The sequence below is a fragment of the Haloferax litoreum genome (assembly GCF_009674605.1).
GTDB classification, from domain to species: Archaea; Halobacteriota; Halobacteria; order Halobacteriales; family Haloferacaceae; genus Haloferax; species Haloferax litoreum.
Genome location: NZ_WKJO01000001.1, coordinates 2,193,954 through 2,211,392, shown reverse-complemented (window position 1 = coordinate 2,211,392; position 17,439 = coordinate 2,193,954). Strand labels below are relative to the sequence as shown.

Here is a 17,439-nt window from a genome sequence, read left to right as displayed (position 1 = left end):
CCATTCCCGTCCGTCAGAGGTTCTTTTCCATCTCGACGTGCGGAATCCCAGCTTCGTCGAACACGTCGCTCGTCGTCTCGTAGTTCAATCCGTGGTAGAAACCTTCTGCAGAGGTCTGTCCGTGAAGCACGAGTGTGTCGAACCCGCGACTCCGTGCCTCGGATTCCAGTGTCTCCATCAACCGTCTCCCCCATCCCTCTCCGCGAGCAGATTCGAGGACCGCGACGCGTTCGACCTTTCCGACGCCGGGTTCGTACTCGCGGAGTCGTGCCGCACCGACTGCCTCGCCGCCCCGATAGCCCACGAAGTGAACCGCGTCCGACTCGGGTTCGTCGTACTCGTCCCACTCTATCTCTTCGTCGACGCCCTGTTCGTCCACGAAGACGGCCTTTCTGACGGCGAAGGCGTCCTCGCGCTCGTCGTCAGTCGAGACGACGCGGACTTCGGTCTCGGTCATGCCCGGTGGTTTTGCGGGTGACTACCTGACGATTTCGGAGGCGACTCGCCGGTCGTCTCGCCACCGAGCGCCCACCCGAGTCGGTAGACGAGTATCCCCGCGGCGAGCGTAAGAAGCGTCCACCCGACGAGGAGCATCGCCATGAACGCGGGACCGAACCCGCCGATTGGGAGCGTCGGGATGGTGAAGACGACGGGCGCGGCGACGATGGCGAGCGCCAGCGGACGAGCGTCGATTTTCCGCCGGGCCGCGTAGCCGAGCGGAAGGAACAACGCGACTGTCGTGCCGAGAGAGAGGGCGCTCGGGATGCCCCAGAGTTGGCCCGTCCTCGTGAAGAGTGAGACAGCGCTTGCAACCACGAGTGGAGGGCCGACAGTCGCGGCGACGAGTCGCCAGAACGTCAGCCAATCCGGCCGCCGAACACCGACGAGACCGATGACGACGAACTGGAGGCCGAGCGTCCACGCGATTGCGCTGAGTCCGCCAGCGAACACCCCGAGGGCGACGAGACCCAACATCCACGCGACGCCGAGGCCCGAAACGAGGTATCCGAGCGTTCGAACCGAGTCTGCCCTCGTGTCGAATCGCCGTGTCGCGTACTGGATTCCCGCAACACCGAGTGCCATCAGGAGCGTCGGGACCAACGCCGCACCGACGAGGTCGGAGACGAGATACGGTGCTGAGTCGACAGCGATGCTGGCGTAGGCGGCGGTTTGCGTCGAAATCCCCTTGTCGGGGCCGAACGCGAGGTAGGTCTCGTCGTCGATGGATGTCCGGTCACGTTCACCGCCAATCCACGTCGCCTTCGTGTCGTCGCCAGTGTGTAACCGCTCTGGGTCGTTGACGAGGACGGTTCCCTCGGGACCACTGACCCTGAACCGGTCTGCGTCCACGTAGACGTACCGCGTGTCGCCGTCGGCGTTGAAGTAGTCCACGAGGAGGACGTCACCGTAGCCTCGATAGGCCATCTCCGGAACGTCGAACGTGACGACGACGGTGCGGCCGTCGATTCGGCTGTCGAGGTTTCGCGGGTCGTCCACGAACGGGCGATGGCTCTCGAACGTCTGTCGGACGACGCTGTCGAGGAGGGTCGGATTCTCGCGGAAGGTTGCCGCAGACTGCTCGTCGACGGTGACGAAGGCAGTCCAGTAGCCGACTCCGTCGTCGCCGACCTGAACGTCGAGTTCGCTGGATTCGATGGTGAGGTCGACACCTGCATCGTCGGCGGCAGCGGTGAAGGGGTCGCTACAGACGCCACACACCGGTTCCGGCGGCGAGCTAGCTGTCGTCGGCCCCACCGCAACTGGAAGCACGGAAGCGACGACGAGGAGGGCGAAGAAGGCAGCGCGGAGTCTCATCTACCGCATAGATTTCGACTCGGTGATAAGTGTCTTCTCCCCGACGACTCCACCTGCGGAAACGACACCCCTTTTCCGTCGCCGCCGAAAAGCGAGTCCATGGACCCGAAGCGGGAACTCACGAGCGTCGACCTCGCGGCTCTCGTCACCGAGTTGAACCGGTACGAGGGTGCGAAGGTCGACAAGGCGTACCTCTACGGCGACGACCTGCTTCGCCTCAAGATGCGGGACTTCGACCGTGGGCGTCTCGAACTCCTCTTAGAAGTCGGCGACATCAAGCGGGCACACCTCGCCGCACAGGAGCACGTCCCGGACGCCCCCGGTCGGCCACCGAACTTCGCGATGATGCTCCGTAACCGACTCAACGGGGCGGACTTCGCCGGCGTCGAACAGTACGAGTTCGACCGCATCCTCACATTCTCGTTCGAACGCGGCGACGAAAACACGAAAATCGTGGTCGAACTGTTCGGCCAGGGCAACATCGCCGTCCTCGACGAGACGGGCGAAGTCGTCCGCAGTCTGGAGACCGTTCGTCTCAAATCGCGGACCGTCGCACCGGGGTCACAGTACGAGTATCCCTCCTCTCGACTCGACCCGCTGACCATCAGTCGCGACGCACTCGGCCGCCACATGGACCAGTCGGACACCGACGTAGTCCGCACCATCGCGACGCAACTAAACCTCGGCGGCCTGTACGCCGAGGAAATCTGTACCCGCGCCGGCGTGGAGAAGACGCTCGACATCACCGACGCGTCGGACGAAGACTACGACAAAATCTACGACGCCATCGTCGAACTTCGCCATCAAGTCCGGTCCGGTGAGTTCGAACCGCGCGTCTACCTCGACGACGAGGGGGCAGTCGTGGACGTGACGCCGTTCCCACTCGAAGAACACCAGAACGAGGGCCTCGACGAGGAGGCCCACGATTCGTTCAACGATGCGCTCGACGACTACTTCTTCCGCCTCGATTTGACCGCAGACGAGCAAGAGGCGACCTCGAACCGCCCGGACTTCGAGGAACAAATCGCCAAGCAACAGCGCATCATCGAACAACAAGAACAGGCCATCGAAGGCTTCGACGAGCAGGCGAACGAAGAACGCCACCGGGCCGAACTGCTCTACGCGAACTACGACCTCGTCGACGACGTTATCGAGACCATTCGTGGTGCACGCGAGGAGGGCGTCCCGTGGGACGACATCGCCACGAAACTCGACGCAGGTGCCGAACAGGGAATCCCCGCCGCAGAGGCCGTCAAAGACGTCGACGGTGCGAACGGAACGGCCACCATCGCCCTCGACGACACGACAGTCACCGTCGACGTGTCGATGGGCGTCGAAAAGAACGCCGACCGCCTGTACACCGAAGCCAAGCGCATCCAAGAGAAGAAACAGGGTGCCCTCGCGGCTATCGAAGACACGCGAGAGGAACTCGAAGCGGCCAAACGACGCCGCGACGAGTGGGAAGCAGACGACGAGGACGAAGACGAAGACGAGGACGAAGAACCCGAAGAGACCGATTGGCTCTCGCTCGATTCGGTCCCGGTCAAATCGACCGAACACTGGTTCGAGCGCTTCCGGTGGTTCCACACCTCCGACGGGTACCTCGTCGTCGGCGGACGCAACGCCGACCAGAACGAGGAGTTGGTGAAGAAGTACATGAGCAAACACGACCGGTTCTTCCACACGCAGGCGCACGGTGGCCCCGTCACACTCCTGAAGGCCACCGGGCCGAGCGAACCCGCACAGAAGGTCGACTTCTCCGAAGAGACGCTTCGAGAGGCCGCCCAGTTCGCCGTGTCGTACTCCTCTATCTGGAAAGAAGGCCGCTTCGCCGACGACGCCTACATGGTCGAACCGTCACAGGTGTCGAAGACGCCGGAGTCGGGCGAATACGTCGAGAAGGGGAGTTTCGTCGTCCGCGGGGACCGTCGGTACTTCGAAGACATCCCCGCGAAAGTCGCCGTCGGCATCCAGTGTGAGGACGAGACGCGTGTCGTCGGCGGCCCGCCGTCGGCAATCGAGACGCGTGCGGAGACGATGCTGACGCTCACACCCGGCCAGTACGCGCAAAACGACGCGGCCAAACTCTGTTACCGGCGACTCCGTGAACGCTTCGCGGACAAGTCGTTCGTCAGAAAGATTGCGTCTCCCGACCAAATTCAGGAGTTCTTGCCGCCGGGTGGAAGCGATATCCTCGACGACTGAATCCGCCCCTGCCGCCCAGAAATCGACGTTTAGTCGATTAATAGTCCATTATTCGTGGGTGTTTGGCGCAAGATTATATACTTTCTCACCGTAACGTATCCCTGAGCGCATGCGCGATACCTAACACATCAGTTGGCTCGGTGCCTCGTGGTCGGGTGACGGCGCTCGGTGAATTCCAATGATTTCAGAATCAATCAATTATCTCCGTAACGGAGAGGACTGGGTCAAGACGGTCCTCATCGGCGGTGTACTCGGCCTGCTAAGCTTCCTCATCATCCCGACGTTCCTCGTCATCGGCTATCTCCTTCGCGTCGTCCGTGTGACGATGCGAGGAGACGAAGAACCGCCTGAGTTCGACGAATGGGGTGACATGTTAGTCGATGGCCTGAAAGGCTTCGCTATCGTGTTCGTGTACTTCCTCATCCCCGCTATCGTGGCGCTGGCGTTCGGTTTCGCAGGCCTCGTCGGCATCGTCGCCGGCGGTGGCTCTGACGCCGCGGGTGCCTTCGGCGGCATCGTGACGCTGCTCGGCCTGTTGGTCGCGTTCGTCCTCAGCCTCGCCGCCGCGTACCTCGTCCCGGCGGCCCTCGCGAACTACGCGGAGACGGACCGCCTCGGTGCAGGCTTCGACTTCGGGACGCTCCGGCCCATCCTCACCTCGGGTAAGTACGCCACTGCGTGGCTCACGGCGTTCGTGGTGCTGTTCGCGGCGTCCCTCGTCGTCGGCATCCTGAACGTCATCCCGATGCTCGGCTTCGTCGTCGGCGCGTTCGTGACGTTCTACGCCTCGGTGGCCGCCTACTACATCATCGGCAAGACGTGGGGCGAACTCCACGATATCGAGATGATGGACGAAGGCGAGACACCCGGCGAGCAACCCGCCGTCTGAACCCGCCGTCTGTTTCTCACAATTTTTGTTGGCGACACGTTCTGAGCCTGGACTCTGTTCGCCGAGGACAGACCACCAACGGAGAGAATGGTCGTCGTCTCGTCTGTGTTCGTTCTCAACTTTTGTAATTGGACCTGATTGTTTTTCAACCGTTGTCTCCGATTTCATGCCGACTAGGAGACTTGCCCATGCTTCCGCTTTTAAACAGAGAACAGTATCTCACTCTCTTAGTCGGAAGTAGCGCCGCCGTCGTCTCCGCTCTCGTGTTGGTCGAAAACTTTCTGTTGTTCCACGCAATCACGGAAATTCTCAGTATCCTCATCGCGTTCGCCGTCTTCATCCTCGTTTGGAACGCCGCCGACCAGTTGGACGACCCGTACCTCGCCGTGTTGGGCATCGGGTATCTGTTTATCGGTGGCATCGACCTCCTCCACACGCTCGCATACAAGGGCATGGGAGTGTTCCCCGCGGCAGGCGCAGACCTCCCGACGCAGTTGTGGGTGTTCGGACGCGGTATCGAGGCGTTCACGCTCGTCGGAGCGGGGGTTCTCAGCTACTCTATCGTCGAACACGATGCTGTCACCGTCGACTTGGGTTCTCGGCAACTCGTCTGGCTCGCCGGGGGCTACACCGCAGTCGTCGGTTTCGGACTCGCGTCGATATTCGCCTGGGACGTCTTTCCGACTGCGTACGTCGCTGGTGAGGGGTTGACGACGTTCAAAATTTACAGTGAGTACGCTATCATCGGTCTCTTCGGGGTCGCACTCGGCCTGTTAGTTCGTCAGCGTGCCGCCTTCTCTCGGCGCATCTTCCAGCTACTTGCGGCCTCATTGATGTTGAGCATGGTGTCGGAACTCGCATTCACGCTCTACATCGACGTGTACGACCTCTCGAATGCAGTCGGCCACACGTTGAAGATTTGTTCGTTTTATCTGTTGTACCTCGCCATCGTCAAAACGAGCATCAAAGAACCACAGCGAACGTTCTACCGACGCCTCGCAGAACGCGAAAGTGAGGCGCGTAAGTTCGAGAAGGCCGCGGATTACTCGGGTCACGCCATCCTCATCACTGACAGAGACGGGACCATTCAGTACGTTAATCGGGCATGGGAGGAGTTGACCGGCTACACCGCCGAGGAGTGTGTCGGGATGAATCCACGGCTGGTCTCTTCGGGAAAACACGACGACGCGTTCTACGAGGACCTCTGGGCGACCATCTTTGCGGGCGAGACTTGGGAGGGTAATGTCGTAAACGTCGACAAAGACGGCGACGCATTCGTCGTCCACCAGACGATTGCGCCCGTCTTCGGCACCGATGGTGACATCGAGAACTTCGTCAGTATCAACGCGGATATCTCCGAACGAGTTGCCTACCGAGATGAACTCGAAGAGGACCTCCAGCGGTCGGCCGACCATCTCCAAGTGCTGGACCGGGTGCTCAGACACAACATCCGCAACGAGTTGAATATCGTACTCGGGTACGCAGAAATGCTCGGTGACGGCGAAGCAGACACCGACCGCGTGGGAAGTCGAATCCAAGGCGCTGGCACACGACTGTTGAATCAGGTTCGAAAGGAGCGCCGCATCGTCAATCTGTTGCTCGACCCACCGTCGCCCGTCCCCACGGACCTCACCGTGGTCGTTACTTCAGTCGTCGACCAGTTCGAAGAGCGATTCCCCGACGCCACCTTCGCTGTCGAGATGCCAGACGAGTTGTCGGTCGAGACGATTCCGGAACTCGAACTTGCGCTCGTGGAAGTCGTCGAGAACGCCGTCGTACACACCGATAGCGACACCCCACGCGTCGATATCGCCCTCGCGTCGACGGCCGAGTGCGTGGAGATAGTAATCGAAGACGACGGCCCCGGTATCCCTGCTGTCGAACGAGAACTCGTGACGGGTCGTGAAGATATCGACGCGTTAAACCATAGCAGTGGGATGGGCTTGCGAGTAGTCAACCACATCGTTTCGGAGGCCGGTGGGAGTGTCGATATCACCGACAAGGAGCCCCAAGGGAGTGTCGTCACTCTGACTGTCCCGTTCAGCCCGCACGCCGACGAAGCGACACCCACGGCATCCTTGAACTGACCAGATGTGCCATCACTGTGCGGGCAGTGGCTGCCACGGCCAACGCCACAACCACAGCACCCACCCTCGTTTGGTCTCCGATGCGACCACGCCGGGTTCGGACGGGTTCCGAAACGCAGAAGTCTCAGTTTCGACGGAATATCTAAGCCGGTAGCGGAGCGACACCTTCTCACCATGCTCTCCGAAGCACTGTCGTTCCTCAAGCGAAGCGACGACTGGGTTGCGACTACGATTATCGGCGGTGTGCTCTCGCTCCTCTCCGTCCTCATCCTCCCCGCGATTATCTTGCAAGGATACTACGTGCGGGCCATGCAGGCGGCGGCCCGCGGCGAGGAAGCGGCACCCTCGTTCACCGATTGGGGTGCACTCTTCGTCGACGGCCTGAAGTTGTTCGTCGTCACGTTCGTCTGGGCGCTCCTCGCGATTATCCCCATCATCGGTTTCTCGGCTATTATCGGACTCAGCACGTTTGCAGTCGCCGAAACGACGACCAGCGCGGGCATGCCACCCGAACCGGCGAGCAACTTCGGAATCGGAATCGTCGCCATTCTCGGAAGCCTGCTCGTCTTCGCACTCTCGCTCGTCGTCGGGTACATCGTCCCCGCCGCGGGCGCGAACTTCGCCATCGAAGGGAACCTCGGTGCAGGCTTCGACGTCCGGACGATTCTCAGTGGTGCGTTCACGGCCGAGTACGCCGTCGCGTGGGTTCTCGCCATCGTCGTCGCACTCGTCCTCGGCACAATCGGGAGTCTCCTCTCGATTATCCTCGTCGGCGTCTTCATCCTGTTCTACGTCCAGGTGACGACGTACTACCTGTGGGCGAGAGGGTACGCCGACGGCGTCGGACAACAGTCGGGCTGGTAACCGCGATAGCAGGACTCTTTTCCGTTCCGCGACGACCGGACGTATATGCGCATCTCGAGTCGCGGTCGGGGCGAAGAGGGGCGCGAGCGAATCACGCTCGTCCCCGAGAACGTCGACGACCTCTGGCATCTCTCGTACGTCCTCGAACCGGGTGACCTCGTCTCCGGTGACACCACCCGCCGCATCCAGCGCGACGACGAACAGATGCGAGACACTGGTGGCGAGCGTGAACACCTCCACGTGACCATCGAAGTCGACGATATCGAGTTCGCCCGCTTCGCCAATCGCCTCCGCGTCGGCGGCGTCATCACCTCGTGTTCCCGCGAAGACCAACTCGGCCACCACCACACAATCAACGTCGAAGAGCGGGCCGAGATAACCATCGAGAAGCACTTCAAAGCCGACCAGATAGACCGTATCGAGACGGCAGAACAGGCCGCAGAGAACCCCGACGTGGCTATCGCGACGGTCGAAGAAGGGGCCGCGTACATCCACACTGTCGCCCAGTACGGAACCGAAGAGTACGCGTCGCTCACGAAACCGACCGGCAAAGGCGAATACGCTCGTCCTCGTTCCGAACTGTTCGACGAACTCGGGTCGGCCCTCTCGCACCTCGACGTGGACGCCATCATCCTCGCCGGTCCGGGCTTCACGAAGAACGACGCGATGGACTACCTCCAAGAGAACTACGCCGACGTGGCCGAGAACATCGTCACCACCGTCGACACCGCCGGTGTCGGTGACCGCGGCGTCCACGAAGTCCTCAAACGCGGTGCCGTCGACGACGTGCAGAAACAGACGCGTATCGCCGAGGAAGCCAACCTCATCGACGAGTTGATGGAGAACATCTCGACCGGCGCGAAGGCCGCCTACGGCGTCGAACAGGTCGCCGAAGCGGCCGAGTTCGGGGCCGTCGAGAACCTTCTCCTCCTCGACTCTCGACTCCGCGCGGAGCGACAGGGCGAGGGAGACTGGGACGTGGACGTGAACGACATCATCGACTCGGTCGAACAGAAAGGCGGCGAGGTGACCGTCTTCTCGGCCGAGTTCCAACCCGGTGAGCAGTTGAAAAACCTCGGCGGCATCGCGGCTATCCTTCGGTACCGACTCCAGTAACGTCGTTCTGCACACGCGGAGCAATCGTTTAGACGCCTGCGACCGAGGGTCTAGTGTGGAATCGGGCGTGTTCACGAAGACCATCAAACGGGTCGACCGATGGCTCGACCAGGTGTTCTTCGCCGGGTGGGAGGTGTCGGTCCTCGTGATTCCGATACTCTGGATGCTCTTGGCCGCGACACCACCGGAAGCGGTGTCGCTGTCCGGCATCACGGCACTCGTCGTGAGTGCTGCGGCCGTCGGGACCTTTCGTGGCCAGTACGTCTCGACGGGGTCGTGGCCGCGTCCCGGTCATCTCCCGACGCTTCCCCTGCGGTCTGCGTACTACAGTCTCGTGGTCGGTGGCACGTCGCTGCTCGGAGCCGCAGTACAGGTCCACTCTGGGTGGTTCTGGGCCGGCATCGTCGTCCCTGCAATCGTCGTCACCGGCGCGTTGGCGCTGTTGCCGGCGGTTGTCGAGCGCGTCGAACAGACCGCACGATTGACGCTGTGACTGGCCGCGGTTCAGTCGGTCTGTCCGCAATCTCGGGCCGTTTGTGAAAGCCGAGTTCCGAGAGACATCACCAGTACTCGACTCGGTGCGTGCGTCGGGAACACATTCACTCCTGATTTGGAAGAGAATCAACACAGAGTGGTGCGAGATTTCGAAAAATCACTATCAATCCTCTCGGTCATCGTTCGGTCGAACCGGCGAGTCGGGCGCGATTACCCATCTCTCGTCGGTTCGTGAGGAGAACGATTATGACGAACACAGAAGACACCGGAGGACCGACCCGCCGTCGGTTCCTCCGAACGTCCGGACTGCTCGTAGGCGGACTCGCCATCGGCGTCGGTGCGACTGGAACCGTCGCGGCGGGTGTCCCCGTCGCAAACGGGTGGTACGAAGGTGAAGAGATATACTACGTCGCTCACGGGGTGGAGGAAGGAGTGACGGAACGCGGAGAAAACGACATCTACCTCATCGGTGGAGACAGGGTGTGGCAAGCGCAGGTCGTCGAATTCATTCCCGGAGAGTCCGGATACTCACCCCATTGGAACGTCAACCTCGTCAAAACGGAAACGGGGGTTACGGTAGCGGATATCGTCGCCTCACCGTACGTCTCGGAACACTATCCGGAGGCACTCTTCGACGACGTCGAAGACATTCGGGCGGCGGAAGACGCTGGACTGGTCACGATTTCGAAGCCCGGTGCCGTCGTCCTGTGCCCCATCGTTCCGGAACGTGTCGCAGACGCACCGGGGAACACCGAACTATCGGAAGACTTCCCCCGTCCGTGGCCAGAGACGTTCTGAGCCAGAGTCGACACCAGAGACGACCAATTTTTGTGCAGTGGCGATGGACGACACTTATCCGCTTTATTCGCCCGTCAGTGACTCGCTCGCGGGTGAGAAGTATATCGTCGTCCCGAGGCCCTCGTCGCGGGCTTTCTCGGAGAGCATGTGCGCCGCTGCGACCGTCTCGATACCCGTTCCACCGCTGTCGAAGACGGTAATCTCGTCGTCGTCTTCGCGGCCGGGGACAGCCCCAGCGACCACCTCGCCGAGTTCGGCGTAGATGTGGTCCTCGTCGACGACGCCCTCCTCGACGGCGGCGAGGAACGACCCAGCGTCCATAGTGGCGCGTTCCCGCAGGTCGGGGACGTACTTCGCCCGGGCGATGGTCGTCGTGTCGAGTTCGCGCTTGTCCGGGTGGTACTGCCCCATCGCCGTGACGTGGGTACCGGGTTCGAGCAGGTCGCCGTCGAAGACGGGTTCTGCGGCGGTGGTCGCCGTCACCACGATATCTGCCCCTTCGACTGCCGCGGCGCTGGAGGCGACGGCGGCGACGCTCGCGTCAAGTAGGCGGTCCATCTCCCCAGCGAACTCCTCACGGTTGGATTTCGTCGGCGAGTAGACCCAGACCGTTTCGAGGTCACGAACGGCGTCGATGGCGCGGAGTTGGCCCTTCGCTTGCGGACCGCTTCCGACGACTGCCACCGTCGAGGCGTCGTCGCGGGCGAGGACGTCGACTGCGACGCCCCCTGCTGCGCCTGTCTTGAACGGGTTCATACTCGCGCCGTCGAGGAGTGCGAGCGGTTCGCCTGACTCGGCGTCGAACAACGGCGTCATGAACCACGCGTCCGTCGCGCCGAACCCTGCGGAGTACATGTACCCGCCCATCGCGCCCGTCTCGGGGAGTACCGCGGCGTAGGTGGTGAACATCCCCGGTGGCTCACGGTTGAGAAGTTTCGTCCGGGGTTCCGCAGGAGCCCCGTTTCCGCGCTGTCGATAGCCTGCTCGAACCGCTTCGACGTACTCGGCGGGTGTCGCTAACCCGCTCACGTCGTCGCTCGTGAGGAACAATGTCTCTGTCATGTATAGCGAGACGTGACCTTCGGTCAAAACCCTGCGGGCCGAACTGGCGGTCGGTCGGTGCAGCGAGCGTGGTTAGTCTGCGTCGAGAACGGAGGGGGCCGGTGCTGCGTCGGATGGACCGGAGTTGCGAACCTGTCGGTGAACTGGAGCGGACGTCGATGGGCCGTTCACGAAGAGGGCGTGGCCGGTGAGGAGCGCGGACACACCTGCAGCCATCGGAACTGCCGTGGTTAACTGCAACCCTGCGAAGACGAGGGTGCCAGTAATTCCGATGAGTGCGAGCGGGATGAGCCCAAGAATGTAGTCGTAATATCCGGTCATAATATATATTATTATACGTGTGTAACTGGTATAGTTCTTTCCCATAGATGATTGATATTCTCGCTGTGGCTTCGAGAATACATTCTCATAAGTTATAGAAGAAAAATCGACGGACAGCGTAGACCTATACGCTGTGTGAGAATTTCAGACCCCCGAGAATGTCGGTCGTGTGCTGTGTTGAACAGAAAGCACACAACTTTCTGTGCGCGCGGGAACTGCCGCGACTCCACACGGTTAACCGTGTTGGACTCCTGCCAGCGCACGTGAACCGTAACGACCGCGCAATCGTCGCTCTGGTGATGCTCGCACACGGGATGGTCCACACCTACGAACTGTCTATTCCCATCTTCGTTGCCATCTGGCTTCGCGAGTACGCCATCATCGACCTCGGCCTCTCGGCGATTCCCGTGACGGCGGCCTCACTGGGCGTGATGACCGGCCTCGGATTCGCGTTGTTCGGGTTAGGTGCCCTTCCCGGTGGAATTCTCGTCGACCGTGTGGGTTCGAAACGCCTCATCGTCGGGTGTCTCGCTGGGATGTCGGGGTCGTTCTTCCTCCTCGCAGCAGCGCCGAATCTCGTCGTCGTCGCCCTCGCTCTCGTCCTCTGGGGTGCGGCAGCGAGCGTCTACCACCCGGCCGGACTCCGTCTCATCAGCACGGGTGTCGAAGAACGTGGGACGGGATTCGCGTACCACGGTATCGCGGGTAACCTCGGCATCGGATTCGGGCCGTTCCTCACGGCACTCTTGTTGCTCTTCTTCGACTGGCACGTCGTCGCCGGCGTCCTCGCCATCCCAGCACTCGCCGCGGCGGTGTTCGCGACGCGTGCTGACTTCGAAGAACAGGCCGCCGTCGCGGCGGCAGACGGGAGTGGAGGCGGCGGCGACGACAAGTCCTCGACGGGCGTCTCGTCGTTCGGTGAGTTCGTCACCGAGTCGAAAGCCCTCTTCGCAGGCGGGTTCGCACTCGTCTTCGCCGTCGTGATGTTCTCCGGTCTCTACTACCGGGGGGTCACGACGTTCCTCCCCGACCTCATCGGCAACGTCATCGGCATCGAACCGATTCCAATCGCTGCGCTGCTCCCTGCCTTCCTGCTCCCGGGGTCTGCCGCCGCCGCCCCGACCCTCGAAGTCGAACTGTACGTCTACGCTGGCCTCCTCACCATCGGCGTCCTCGGGCAGTATGTCGGCGGCAAACTCACCGACAGAATCCGAACCGAACGCGGTATCGTCGTCGGGTTCGCCGCACTGGCCGTCGTCGCACTCGCGTTCCTCCCCGTCGCGAGTCTCGGAATCATTCCACTCCTGGCCATCTGCGCCCTCCTGGGTTTCTTCCTCTTCATGGTCCAACCGTTCTATCAGGCGACAGTCGCCGAGTATACGCCCGCCGGCCTTCGGGGCCTCTCCTACGGATTCACCTACCTCGGCGTGTTCGGCGTGGGCGCACTCGGCGGTGCAATCGCGGGGTTCATCCTCACCGTCGCCACGCCGACGACGCTCTTCTTCGTCCTCGCCGGGTTCGCAGCAGTCGCGTCGCTCCTCGGTGTGACGTTGTTACGAAAGCGGCCCGCCTCCGCCTGAGACGGCGAGGCGGTCATCGAAAAGATTCGTTTTCAGACGATACGGAAGTACACGGTTCGCCACACACCCAGCGCGAGCGACCCGAGGACGAGCATGACGGCGATGAACACGGGTTCTGCGCCGCCTTCGAACAGCGGCGTCCACCGAATCACGGCCCCGAGAATCGCGGCGACGAGCCACGACCGGATGGCGAGCGGAACGGCCGACTTCGCCGACTCGGCGGCACCGGGGGAGTACGCACCCAACAGTGGCGCGACGAGTGCCCACGCGATGATGAACGGAACGGCGGTGAGAACCCATCCGACCGGGTTGGCCGAGAGGTACGACACGCCATTGTGCTGAACCACGCCGACGGTCACGAGGAGGAAGATGACGAGGATGTCGCCCACGGCGAGCGGCAAGGCCCCGGAATCGAGTCGCTCCTCAAGGAAGGACGTCGAGGTTGCCATACGCGTGAATTCGTGGCCCCCCTAATGGCTCTCCCGTTTTTTCGCGACCATCGTGTACTCGAACCCCGTGTCGAGCAGTGACACCTCGAATCCGACTCGTTCGAGAAACCGAGCGAGTTCGCGCGGTGCCGCGAACGACGACCCGAACCCCACGAGTCGCTCGGCGACGACTAATCCCTTCCCGAGGAGTGTCTCAGGGTCGAACTCACTGATGGCGAAGACACCGCCGGGAGCGAGCACTCGATAGACTTCCTCGGCGACGGTCTGCTGGTTCGGCATGTGGTGGAAGGCGTCGACGACGGTCACCGCATCGACCGAGTCGTCGTCGAACGGGAGGGACCGGGCGTCACCGCGCACGCAGTCGAGGCCCCGGTTCTGTGCTCGGCCGAGCATTCCCGCAGACCTATCGAGGACGATTCGCTCGGGTGCGTCGAGGGCGAGCGTCGCCCGACCGGACCCACCGCCGATGTCGACAACGCGTTCGACCGGGTTGTCGGCGCGAGCGAGGGCGGCGTTGAGCGTCTCCGCCTCGGCGGACGGCATTACGAGGTCGTAGAGCGGTGCGATTCGGTCGAAGAAGCGTACGTCGCCGACGCCGTGCATGCACGATTCGACGCGTCCGCCGGGGAAGGTTCTTCCGCGATGGAGACCCTCGTGCAGGTATGAACTTCGCGCTCCTCGGGTGGCCGGAGGACGGCCCACGACTCCGTCTCGATTACCGGCGGTTCTCCTACGCCGGGAAGTTCGTCACGGCGAAGACGGGGAAAGCGGTCCTCCGGGACGACGCGCCGTTGCCACCGCTCGACGACGAACGACCCCCACCGACAGGTGGGCCGGACTCGCTTCCGCCACTCGCCGAGGATGTCGTCGCAGCAGTCGCCTTCAACGAAGACCAGACCGACCCGACGACGCTGTGGTTCAGGTACGTGACCGTCAGACGAGACAGACGTGGCGAGGGTCTCGGCCCCGAACTCCTCCGACGCACTGCCGACGCCGCCGCATCACGGGGCTACGAGACGGTCCGTATCGCCACGAACAACTCGTTCGCCTACGAGGCGTGCCACAAGGCTGGGTTCGAGTTCACCGGGCGCGAGACGGGGATGGCCGAACTGGTCTTGGAGCGCCCGGCCACAGAACCCGCTACAGTATCACGAGAGACGTATCAGGCGGGATTGGACCGCTACCGTGGCCGTGCCAACGACGACCGAGAACAGTCGTTTCTGGCGGCACGTGAGGGGACAGACCCGCCTGCGATGGACGGACAGTGACTCTCGGACCGTCCCGTCCACGTCGCGCACACACTCGCACCATTGAAACCCTCGCCCCCCGAACTGCCGGCAAATGGGAAACGCAGACTTGCGGACCCTCGCGGCACTCTCCGACGTCTCGTTCGACGAGGTGGCCGGGAGCGTCGTCGCTGTGGACGCGCACAACTGGCTGTATCGCTATCTCACGACGACGGTCAAGTGGACGAGTTCGGAGAAATACACGACGAGCGAGGGTGAGGAAGTCGCCAACCTCGTCGGCATCGTTCAGGGTCTCCCCAAGTTCTTCGAACACGACCTGACGCCCGTGTTCGTCTTCGACGGCGGCGTAACCGAGATGAAAGACGACGAGGTGGCCAAGCGACGCGAACAGCGCGAAAAGGCCGAAGAACGTCTCGAAGAGGCACGAGAAGCGGGCGATGCCGTCGAGGCCGCACGGATGGAAGCGCGCACGCAACGACTCACGCAGACGATTCAGGACACGAGTCGGGAACTCCTCTGTCTCCTCGACGTGCCGGTGGTCGAAGCACCCGCAGAGGGCGAGGCACAGGCCTCCTACATGGCCCGCAAGGGCGACGCCGACTATGTCGGTAGCGAGGACTACGACACACTCCTCTTCGGCGCGCCGTACACGCTCCGGCAACTCACGAGCAAGGGTGACCCGGAACTGATGGACCTCGAAGGCACGCTGGAGAAACACGACATCTCTTACGAGCAACTGGTCGATATCGCCATGCTCTGCGGCACCGACTTCAACGAGGGAATCACGGGCGTCGGGCCGAAGACGGCCGTGAAGGAAGTCAAGAAACACGGCGACCTGTGGGCCGTCCTCGAAGCGCGCGAAGAGACGATTCCCAACGCGGACCGCGTGCGCGAGTTCTTCCTCGACCCGCCGGTCACCGACGACTACGACTACGGCACGAGCATCGACCCGGACGTGGCCGCCGCCCGCGAGTACGTCACCGAGACGTGGGACGTCGACGCCGACGAAGTCCGCCGTGGGTTCGAGCGCATCGAGGAGTCCGTCACGCAGACGGGACTGGACCGCTGGACGTAGGCGACCTGCTCCAACAAACGTAACGGCAAGCCAACACGTTTAGGTCGGTCGCTTTCGAGGTCCGGCGTATGTCCCCCGACGAGCAGCGTCCCTCCACCCACTCTGACGACCAGCGTTCGACCCTCTCACGCCGCCAACTCCTCGGTTTGCTCGGCGGCGGCGGTGCTCTCGCTGGCATCGGCTGGTTCGCCCCCGAGTGGCTTCCCGACCCCGTGACGGACACCCTGACGACGATGTATCCAGACCCGTCGAGTAACTACGTCTGGCGGCCACCTGTCAGCGACGAACACGCCGACGAGGCGGTGCAGCGACTCGAAGAGACTGTCGAGCGTGCGACGGTGTTGGCCTCACAGGTCGATTTCGATACAATCGACGAAGACATGCGTTTTCACCTCCGCGGGTCGCCAGCAGGCGGCCATCTCGAATCTGCGAGGGACAAGCTGAACGCTCGCGACCGACTCCAGCATGCGACCACCGGCCTCCAGTATGCCGGTGAGACGATCGGCTACGCGAAGGTCGCTCTCGGGGAAGACGACCCCGAGTTCCTCGTCGAGCGCTCCCGTGAACTAGAGCGAACGACCGACGAAACCGTCGATTCCATCTCCGAATACCGCGTCTCTGATCCGGGTCGCGACCTCGCATACCTCTATTCGGTCGAACGACTCCTCTCATTCGCGCGCATCAACATCGGATGGGACCGGTCCGCTGACGACGAGTCTAACGTGGTAGACGACTACTCGCCGCGGGACTTCGCCGCCGAATGGGGGTCGCATCTGCAGGCGAAACAGCGAATTCGAACCGCCCGGTACTACCGCGAGCAGTATCGTTCGGGTCTCGGAGACGACCCACGGTCGCATAGAGAGCGACTGGACGACGCGCTGCTCGGCATCCTCGCCGAAATCGACCGCTACCCAACGCGCGACGAGATGCGAACGAAACTCGAAGACGAACTCGACCTCGACCAGTCGACGCCCTACGGGGCCGCCCGTTGGGAATTATTCACGCTGTGTTTCGACAACGACTTTCGGTACATCGGAGACTTCGAGCGCGACCTGACCATGAAACACCTCGTCGACAGCGCCCAGAGTCTGCTCGCCCGGCAGGCCCACGAGTTCGCCCTCTCCGAACTCGACGTGGAACCCGAGGACTCCGACTACGACTCGGGCCGGTCGTTCCGTGCGAAGCGCCGTGCCATGCACGAGTTTCGAGAGACGCACCGCGAGCTCGACTCGCACTTCGCTGGCGTCGTCGCGAGCGAGGCGGCGAGTCGAATCCGCGGTGGTGACGTGGGCCTCGAAATCGGCGACGGTGTTCCGCGGTGGCAACTTCGCGTCGAATCTGCGGTGTACTATTTCGTCGGCGAGGGGATGATGCGAAATCTCGGGGACGTTGTCGACCCTCTCTTATCGGCCGAAAACAGCAGGTAAAACCGAGAA

17 protein-coding genes are annotated in these 17,439 nt (G+C 62.4%); 11 read left to right on the top strand and 6 right to left on the bottom strand.

Annotated elements, in window-relative coordinates; all coding sequences use genetic code 11:
• Positions 1 to 13: 13 nt before the first annotated feature.
• Both GJR96_RS11415 and GJR96_RS11410 read right to left on the bottom strand, forming a co-directional pair.
• The gene (locus GJR96_RS11415; RefSeq protein ID WP_151163036.1) at positions 14 to 457 is read right to left on the bottom strand and encodes a GNAT family N-acetyltransferase; all 444 of its coding nucleotides are present in this window, start codon (positions 455 to 457) and stop codon (positions 14 to 16) included.
• On the bottom strand, positions 454 to 1,815 hold the full coding sequence (locus GJR96_RS11410; RefSeq protein WP_151163035.1) for a hypothetical protein: 1,362 nt from the start codon (positions 1,813 to 1,815) through the stop codon (positions 454 to 456). The genes GJR96_RS11415 and GJR96_RS11410 overlap by 4 nt, the downstream gene beginning before the upstream one ends.
• A 99-nt stretch (positions 1,816 to 1,914) precedes the next feature.
• Here GJR96_RS11410 and rqcH point away from each other — a divergent pair, with 99 nt between their 5' ends.
• The 7 genes from rqcH to GJR96_RS11375 all read left to right on the top strand — a co-directional run bounded on the left by rqcH (position 1,915) and on the right by GJR96_RS11375 (position 10,269).
• Positions 1,915 to 4,020 (top strand): ribosome rescue protein RqcH, encoded by a 2,106-nt coding sequence (gene rqcH / locus GJR96_RS11405; RefSeq protein WP_151163034.1) that lies wholly within the window; start codon positions 1,915 to 1,917, stop codon positions 4,018 to 4,020.
• A gap of 178 nt (positions 4,021 to 4,198) precedes the next feature.
• Positions 4,199 to 4,909 carry a DUF4013 domain-containing protein gene (locus tag GJR96_RS11400; protein ID WP_151163033.1) on the top strand — a complete coding sequence of 237 codons (711 nt, stop codon included), beginning with the start codon at positions 4,199 to 4,201 and terminating at the stop codon, positions 4,907 to 4,909.
• Positions 4,910 to 5,097: 188 nt separating this feature from the next.
• Positions 5,098 to 6,996, top strand: a complete 1,899-nt coding sequence (locus GJR96_RS11395; RefSeq protein ID WP_151163032.1) for an MASE3 domain-containing protein — start codon at positions 5,098 to 5,100, stop codon at positions 6,994 to 6,996.
• A gap of 174 nt (positions 6,997 to 7,170) precedes the next feature.
• Entirely contained in the window at positions 7,171 to 7,860 is a 690-nt protein-coding gene (locus tag GJR96_RS11390) for a DUF4013 domain-containing protein (RefSeq protein ID WP_151163031.1), read from the top strand.
• A 45-nt stretch (positions 7,861 to 7,905) separates the two neighbouring features.
• The gene (locus GJR96_RS11385; protein WP_058572216.1) at positions 7,906 to 8,976 is read left to right on the top strand and encodes an mRNA surveillance protein pelota; all 1,071 of its coding nucleotides are present in this window, start codon (positions 7,906 to 7,908) and stop codon (positions 8,974 to 8,976) included.
• Between the two features lie 55 nt (positions 8,977 to 9,031).
• Complete coding sequence (locus tag GJR96_RS11380; protein WP_151163030.1) at positions 9,032 to 9,469, top strand: hypothetical protein; 438 nt, start codon at positions 9,032 to 9,034, stop codon at positions 9,467 to 9,469.
• Between the two features lie 248 nt (positions 9,470 to 9,717).
• Positions 9,718 to 10,269, top strand: a complete 552-nt coding sequence (locus GJR96_RS11375) for a hypothetical protein (protein WP_151163029.1) — start codon at positions 9,718 to 9,720, stop codon at positions 10,267 to 10,269.
• Between the two features lie 63 nt (positions 10,270 to 10,332).
• On the opposite strand, the gene GJR96_RS11370 is transcribed toward GJR96_RS11375, so the two are convergent.
• On the bottom strand, positions 10,333 to 11,331 hold the full coding sequence (locus tag GJR96_RS11370; RefSeq protein ID WP_151163028.1) for an ornithine cyclodeaminase family protein: 999 nt from the start codon (positions 11,329 to 11,331) through the stop codon (positions 10,333 to 10,335).
• A 72-nt stretch (positions 11,332 to 11,403) separates the two neighbouring features.
• Positions 11,404 to 11,652 carry a hypothetical protein gene (locus GJR96_RS11365; RefSeq protein WP_151163027.1) on the bottom strand — a complete coding sequence of 83 codons (249 nt, stop codon included), beginning with the start codon at positions 11,650 to 11,652 and terminating at the stop codon, positions 11,404 to 11,406.
• Between the two features lie 299 nt (positions 11,653 to 11,951).
• Between GJR96_RS11365 and GJR96_RS11360 the strand changes: the two genes are divergently transcribed.
• Complete coding sequence (locus GJR96_RS11360; RefSeq protein ID WP_225317757.1) at positions 11,952 to 13,232, top strand: MFS transporter; 1,281 nt, start codon at positions 11,952 to 11,954, stop codon at positions 13,230 to 13,232.
• Positions 13,233 to 13,264: 32 nt separating this feature from the next.
• On the opposite strand, the gene GJR96_RS11355 is transcribed toward GJR96_RS11360, so the two are convergent.
• Positions 13,265 to 13,681: a DUF3054 domain-containing protein gene (locus tag GJR96_RS11355; RefSeq protein WP_151163025.1), complete on the bottom strand. Its 417-nt coding sequence runs from the start codon at positions 13,679 to 13,681 to the stop codon at positions 13,265 to 13,267.
• Positions 13,682 to 13,702: 21 nt separating this feature from the next.
• A complete protein-coding gene (locus GJR96_RS11350; RefSeq protein ID WP_151163024.1) occupies positions 13,703 to 14,284 on the bottom strand; it encodes a class I SAM-dependent methyltransferase in 582 nt (193 codons plus the stop codon).
• Positions 14,285 to 14,343: 59 nt separating this feature from the next.
• Here GJR96_RS11350 and GJR96_RS11345 point away from each other — a divergent pair, with 59 nt between their 5' ends.
• The 3 genes from GJR96_RS11345 to GJR96_RS11335 all read left to right on the top strand — a co-directional run bounded on the left by GJR96_RS11345 (position 14,344) and on the right by GJR96_RS11335 (position 17,430).
• The gene (locus GJR96_RS11345; RefSeq protein ID WP_151163023.1) at positions 14,344 to 14,949 is read left to right on the top strand and encodes a GNAT family N-acetyltransferase; all 606 of its coding nucleotides are present in this window, start codon (positions 14,344 to 14,346) and stop codon (positions 14,947 to 14,949) included.
• Between the two features lie 73 nt (positions 14,950 to 15,022).
• A complete protein-coding gene (gene fen / locus GJR96_RS11340; RefSeq protein WP_151163022.1) occupies positions 15,023 to 16,003 on the top strand; it encodes a flap endonuclease-1 in 981 nt (326 codons plus the stop codon).
• A gap of 68 nt (positions 16,004 to 16,071) precedes the next feature.
• The gene (locus GJR96_RS11335) at positions 16,072 to 17,430 is read left to right on the top strand and encodes a transcriptional initiation protein Tat (protein ID WP_151163021.1); all 1,359 of its coding nucleotides are present in this window, start codon (positions 16,072 to 16,074) and stop codon (positions 17,428 to 17,430) included.
• Positions 17,431 to 17,439 lie beyond the last annotated feature (9 nt).

Excerpts from the sequence above, each read along its gene's own strand:
- GJR96_RS11335 (WP_151163021.1), top strand. The coding sequence starts at position 16,072 with ATGTCCCCCGACGAGCAGCGTCCCTCCACCCACTCTGACGACCAGCGT.
- rqcH (WP_151163034.1), top strand. The coding sequence starts at position 1,915 with ATGGACCCGAAGCGGGAACTCACGAGCGTCGACCTCGCGGCTCTCGTC.
- GJR96_RS11370 (WP_151163028.1), bottom strand. The coding sequence starts at position 11,331 with ATGACAGAGACATTGTTCCTCACGAGCGACGACGTGAGCGGGTTAGCG.
- GJR96_RS11410 (WP_151163035.1), bottom strand. The coding sequence starts at position 1,815 with ATGAGACTCCGCGCTGCCTTCTTCGCCCTCCTCGTCGTCGCTTCCGTG.
- GJR96_RS11350 (WP_151163024.1), bottom strand. The coding sequence starts at position 14,284 with ATGCACGGCGTCGGCGACGTACGCTTCTTCGACCGAATCGCACCGCTC.
- GJR96_RS11390 (WP_151163031.1), top strand. The coding sequence starts at position 7,171 with ATGCTCTCCGAAGCACTGTCGTTCCTCAAGCGAAGCGACGACTGGGTT.
- GJR96_RS11360 (WP_225317757.1), top strand. The coding sequence starts at position 11,952 with ATGCTCGCACACGGGATGGTCCACACCTACGAACTGTCTATTCCCATC.
- GJR96_RS11395 (WP_151163032.1), top strand. The coding sequence starts at position 5,098 with ATGCTTCCGCTTTTAAACAGAGAACAGTATCTCACTCTCTTAGTCGGA.
- GJR96_RS11345 (WP_151163023.1), top strand. The coding sequence starts at position 14,344 with ATGAACTTCGCGCTCCTCGGGTGGCCGGAGGACGGCCCACGACTCCGT.
- GJR96_RS11400 (WP_151163033.1), top strand. The coding sequence starts at position 4,199 with ATGATTTCAGAATCAATCAATTATCTCCGTAACGGAGAGGACTGGGTC.
- GJR96_RS11355 (WP_151163025.1), bottom strand. The coding sequence starts at position 13,681 with ATGGCAACCTCGACGTCCTTCCTTGAGGAGCGACTCGATTCCGGGGCC.
- fen (WP_151163022.1), top strand. The coding sequence starts at position 15,023 with ATGGGAAACGCAGACTTGCGGACCCTCGCGGCACTCTCCGACGTCTCG.
- GJR96_RS11365 (WP_151163027.1), bottom strand. The coding sequence starts at position 11,652 with ATGACCGGATATTACGACTACATTCTTGGGCTCATCCCGCTCGCACTC.
- GJR96_RS11415 (WP_151163036.1), bottom strand. The coding sequence starts at position 457 with ATGACCGAGACCGAAGTCCGCGTCGTCTCGACTGACGACGAGCGCGAG.
- GJR96_RS11375 (WP_151163029.1), top strand. The coding sequence starts at position 9,718 with ATGACGAACACAGAAGACACCGGAGGACCGACCCGCCGTCGGTTCCTC.
- GJR96_RS11385 (WP_058572216.1), top strand. The coding sequence starts at position 7,906 with ATGCGCATCTCGAGTCGCGGTCGGGGCGAAGAGGGGCGCGAGCGAATC.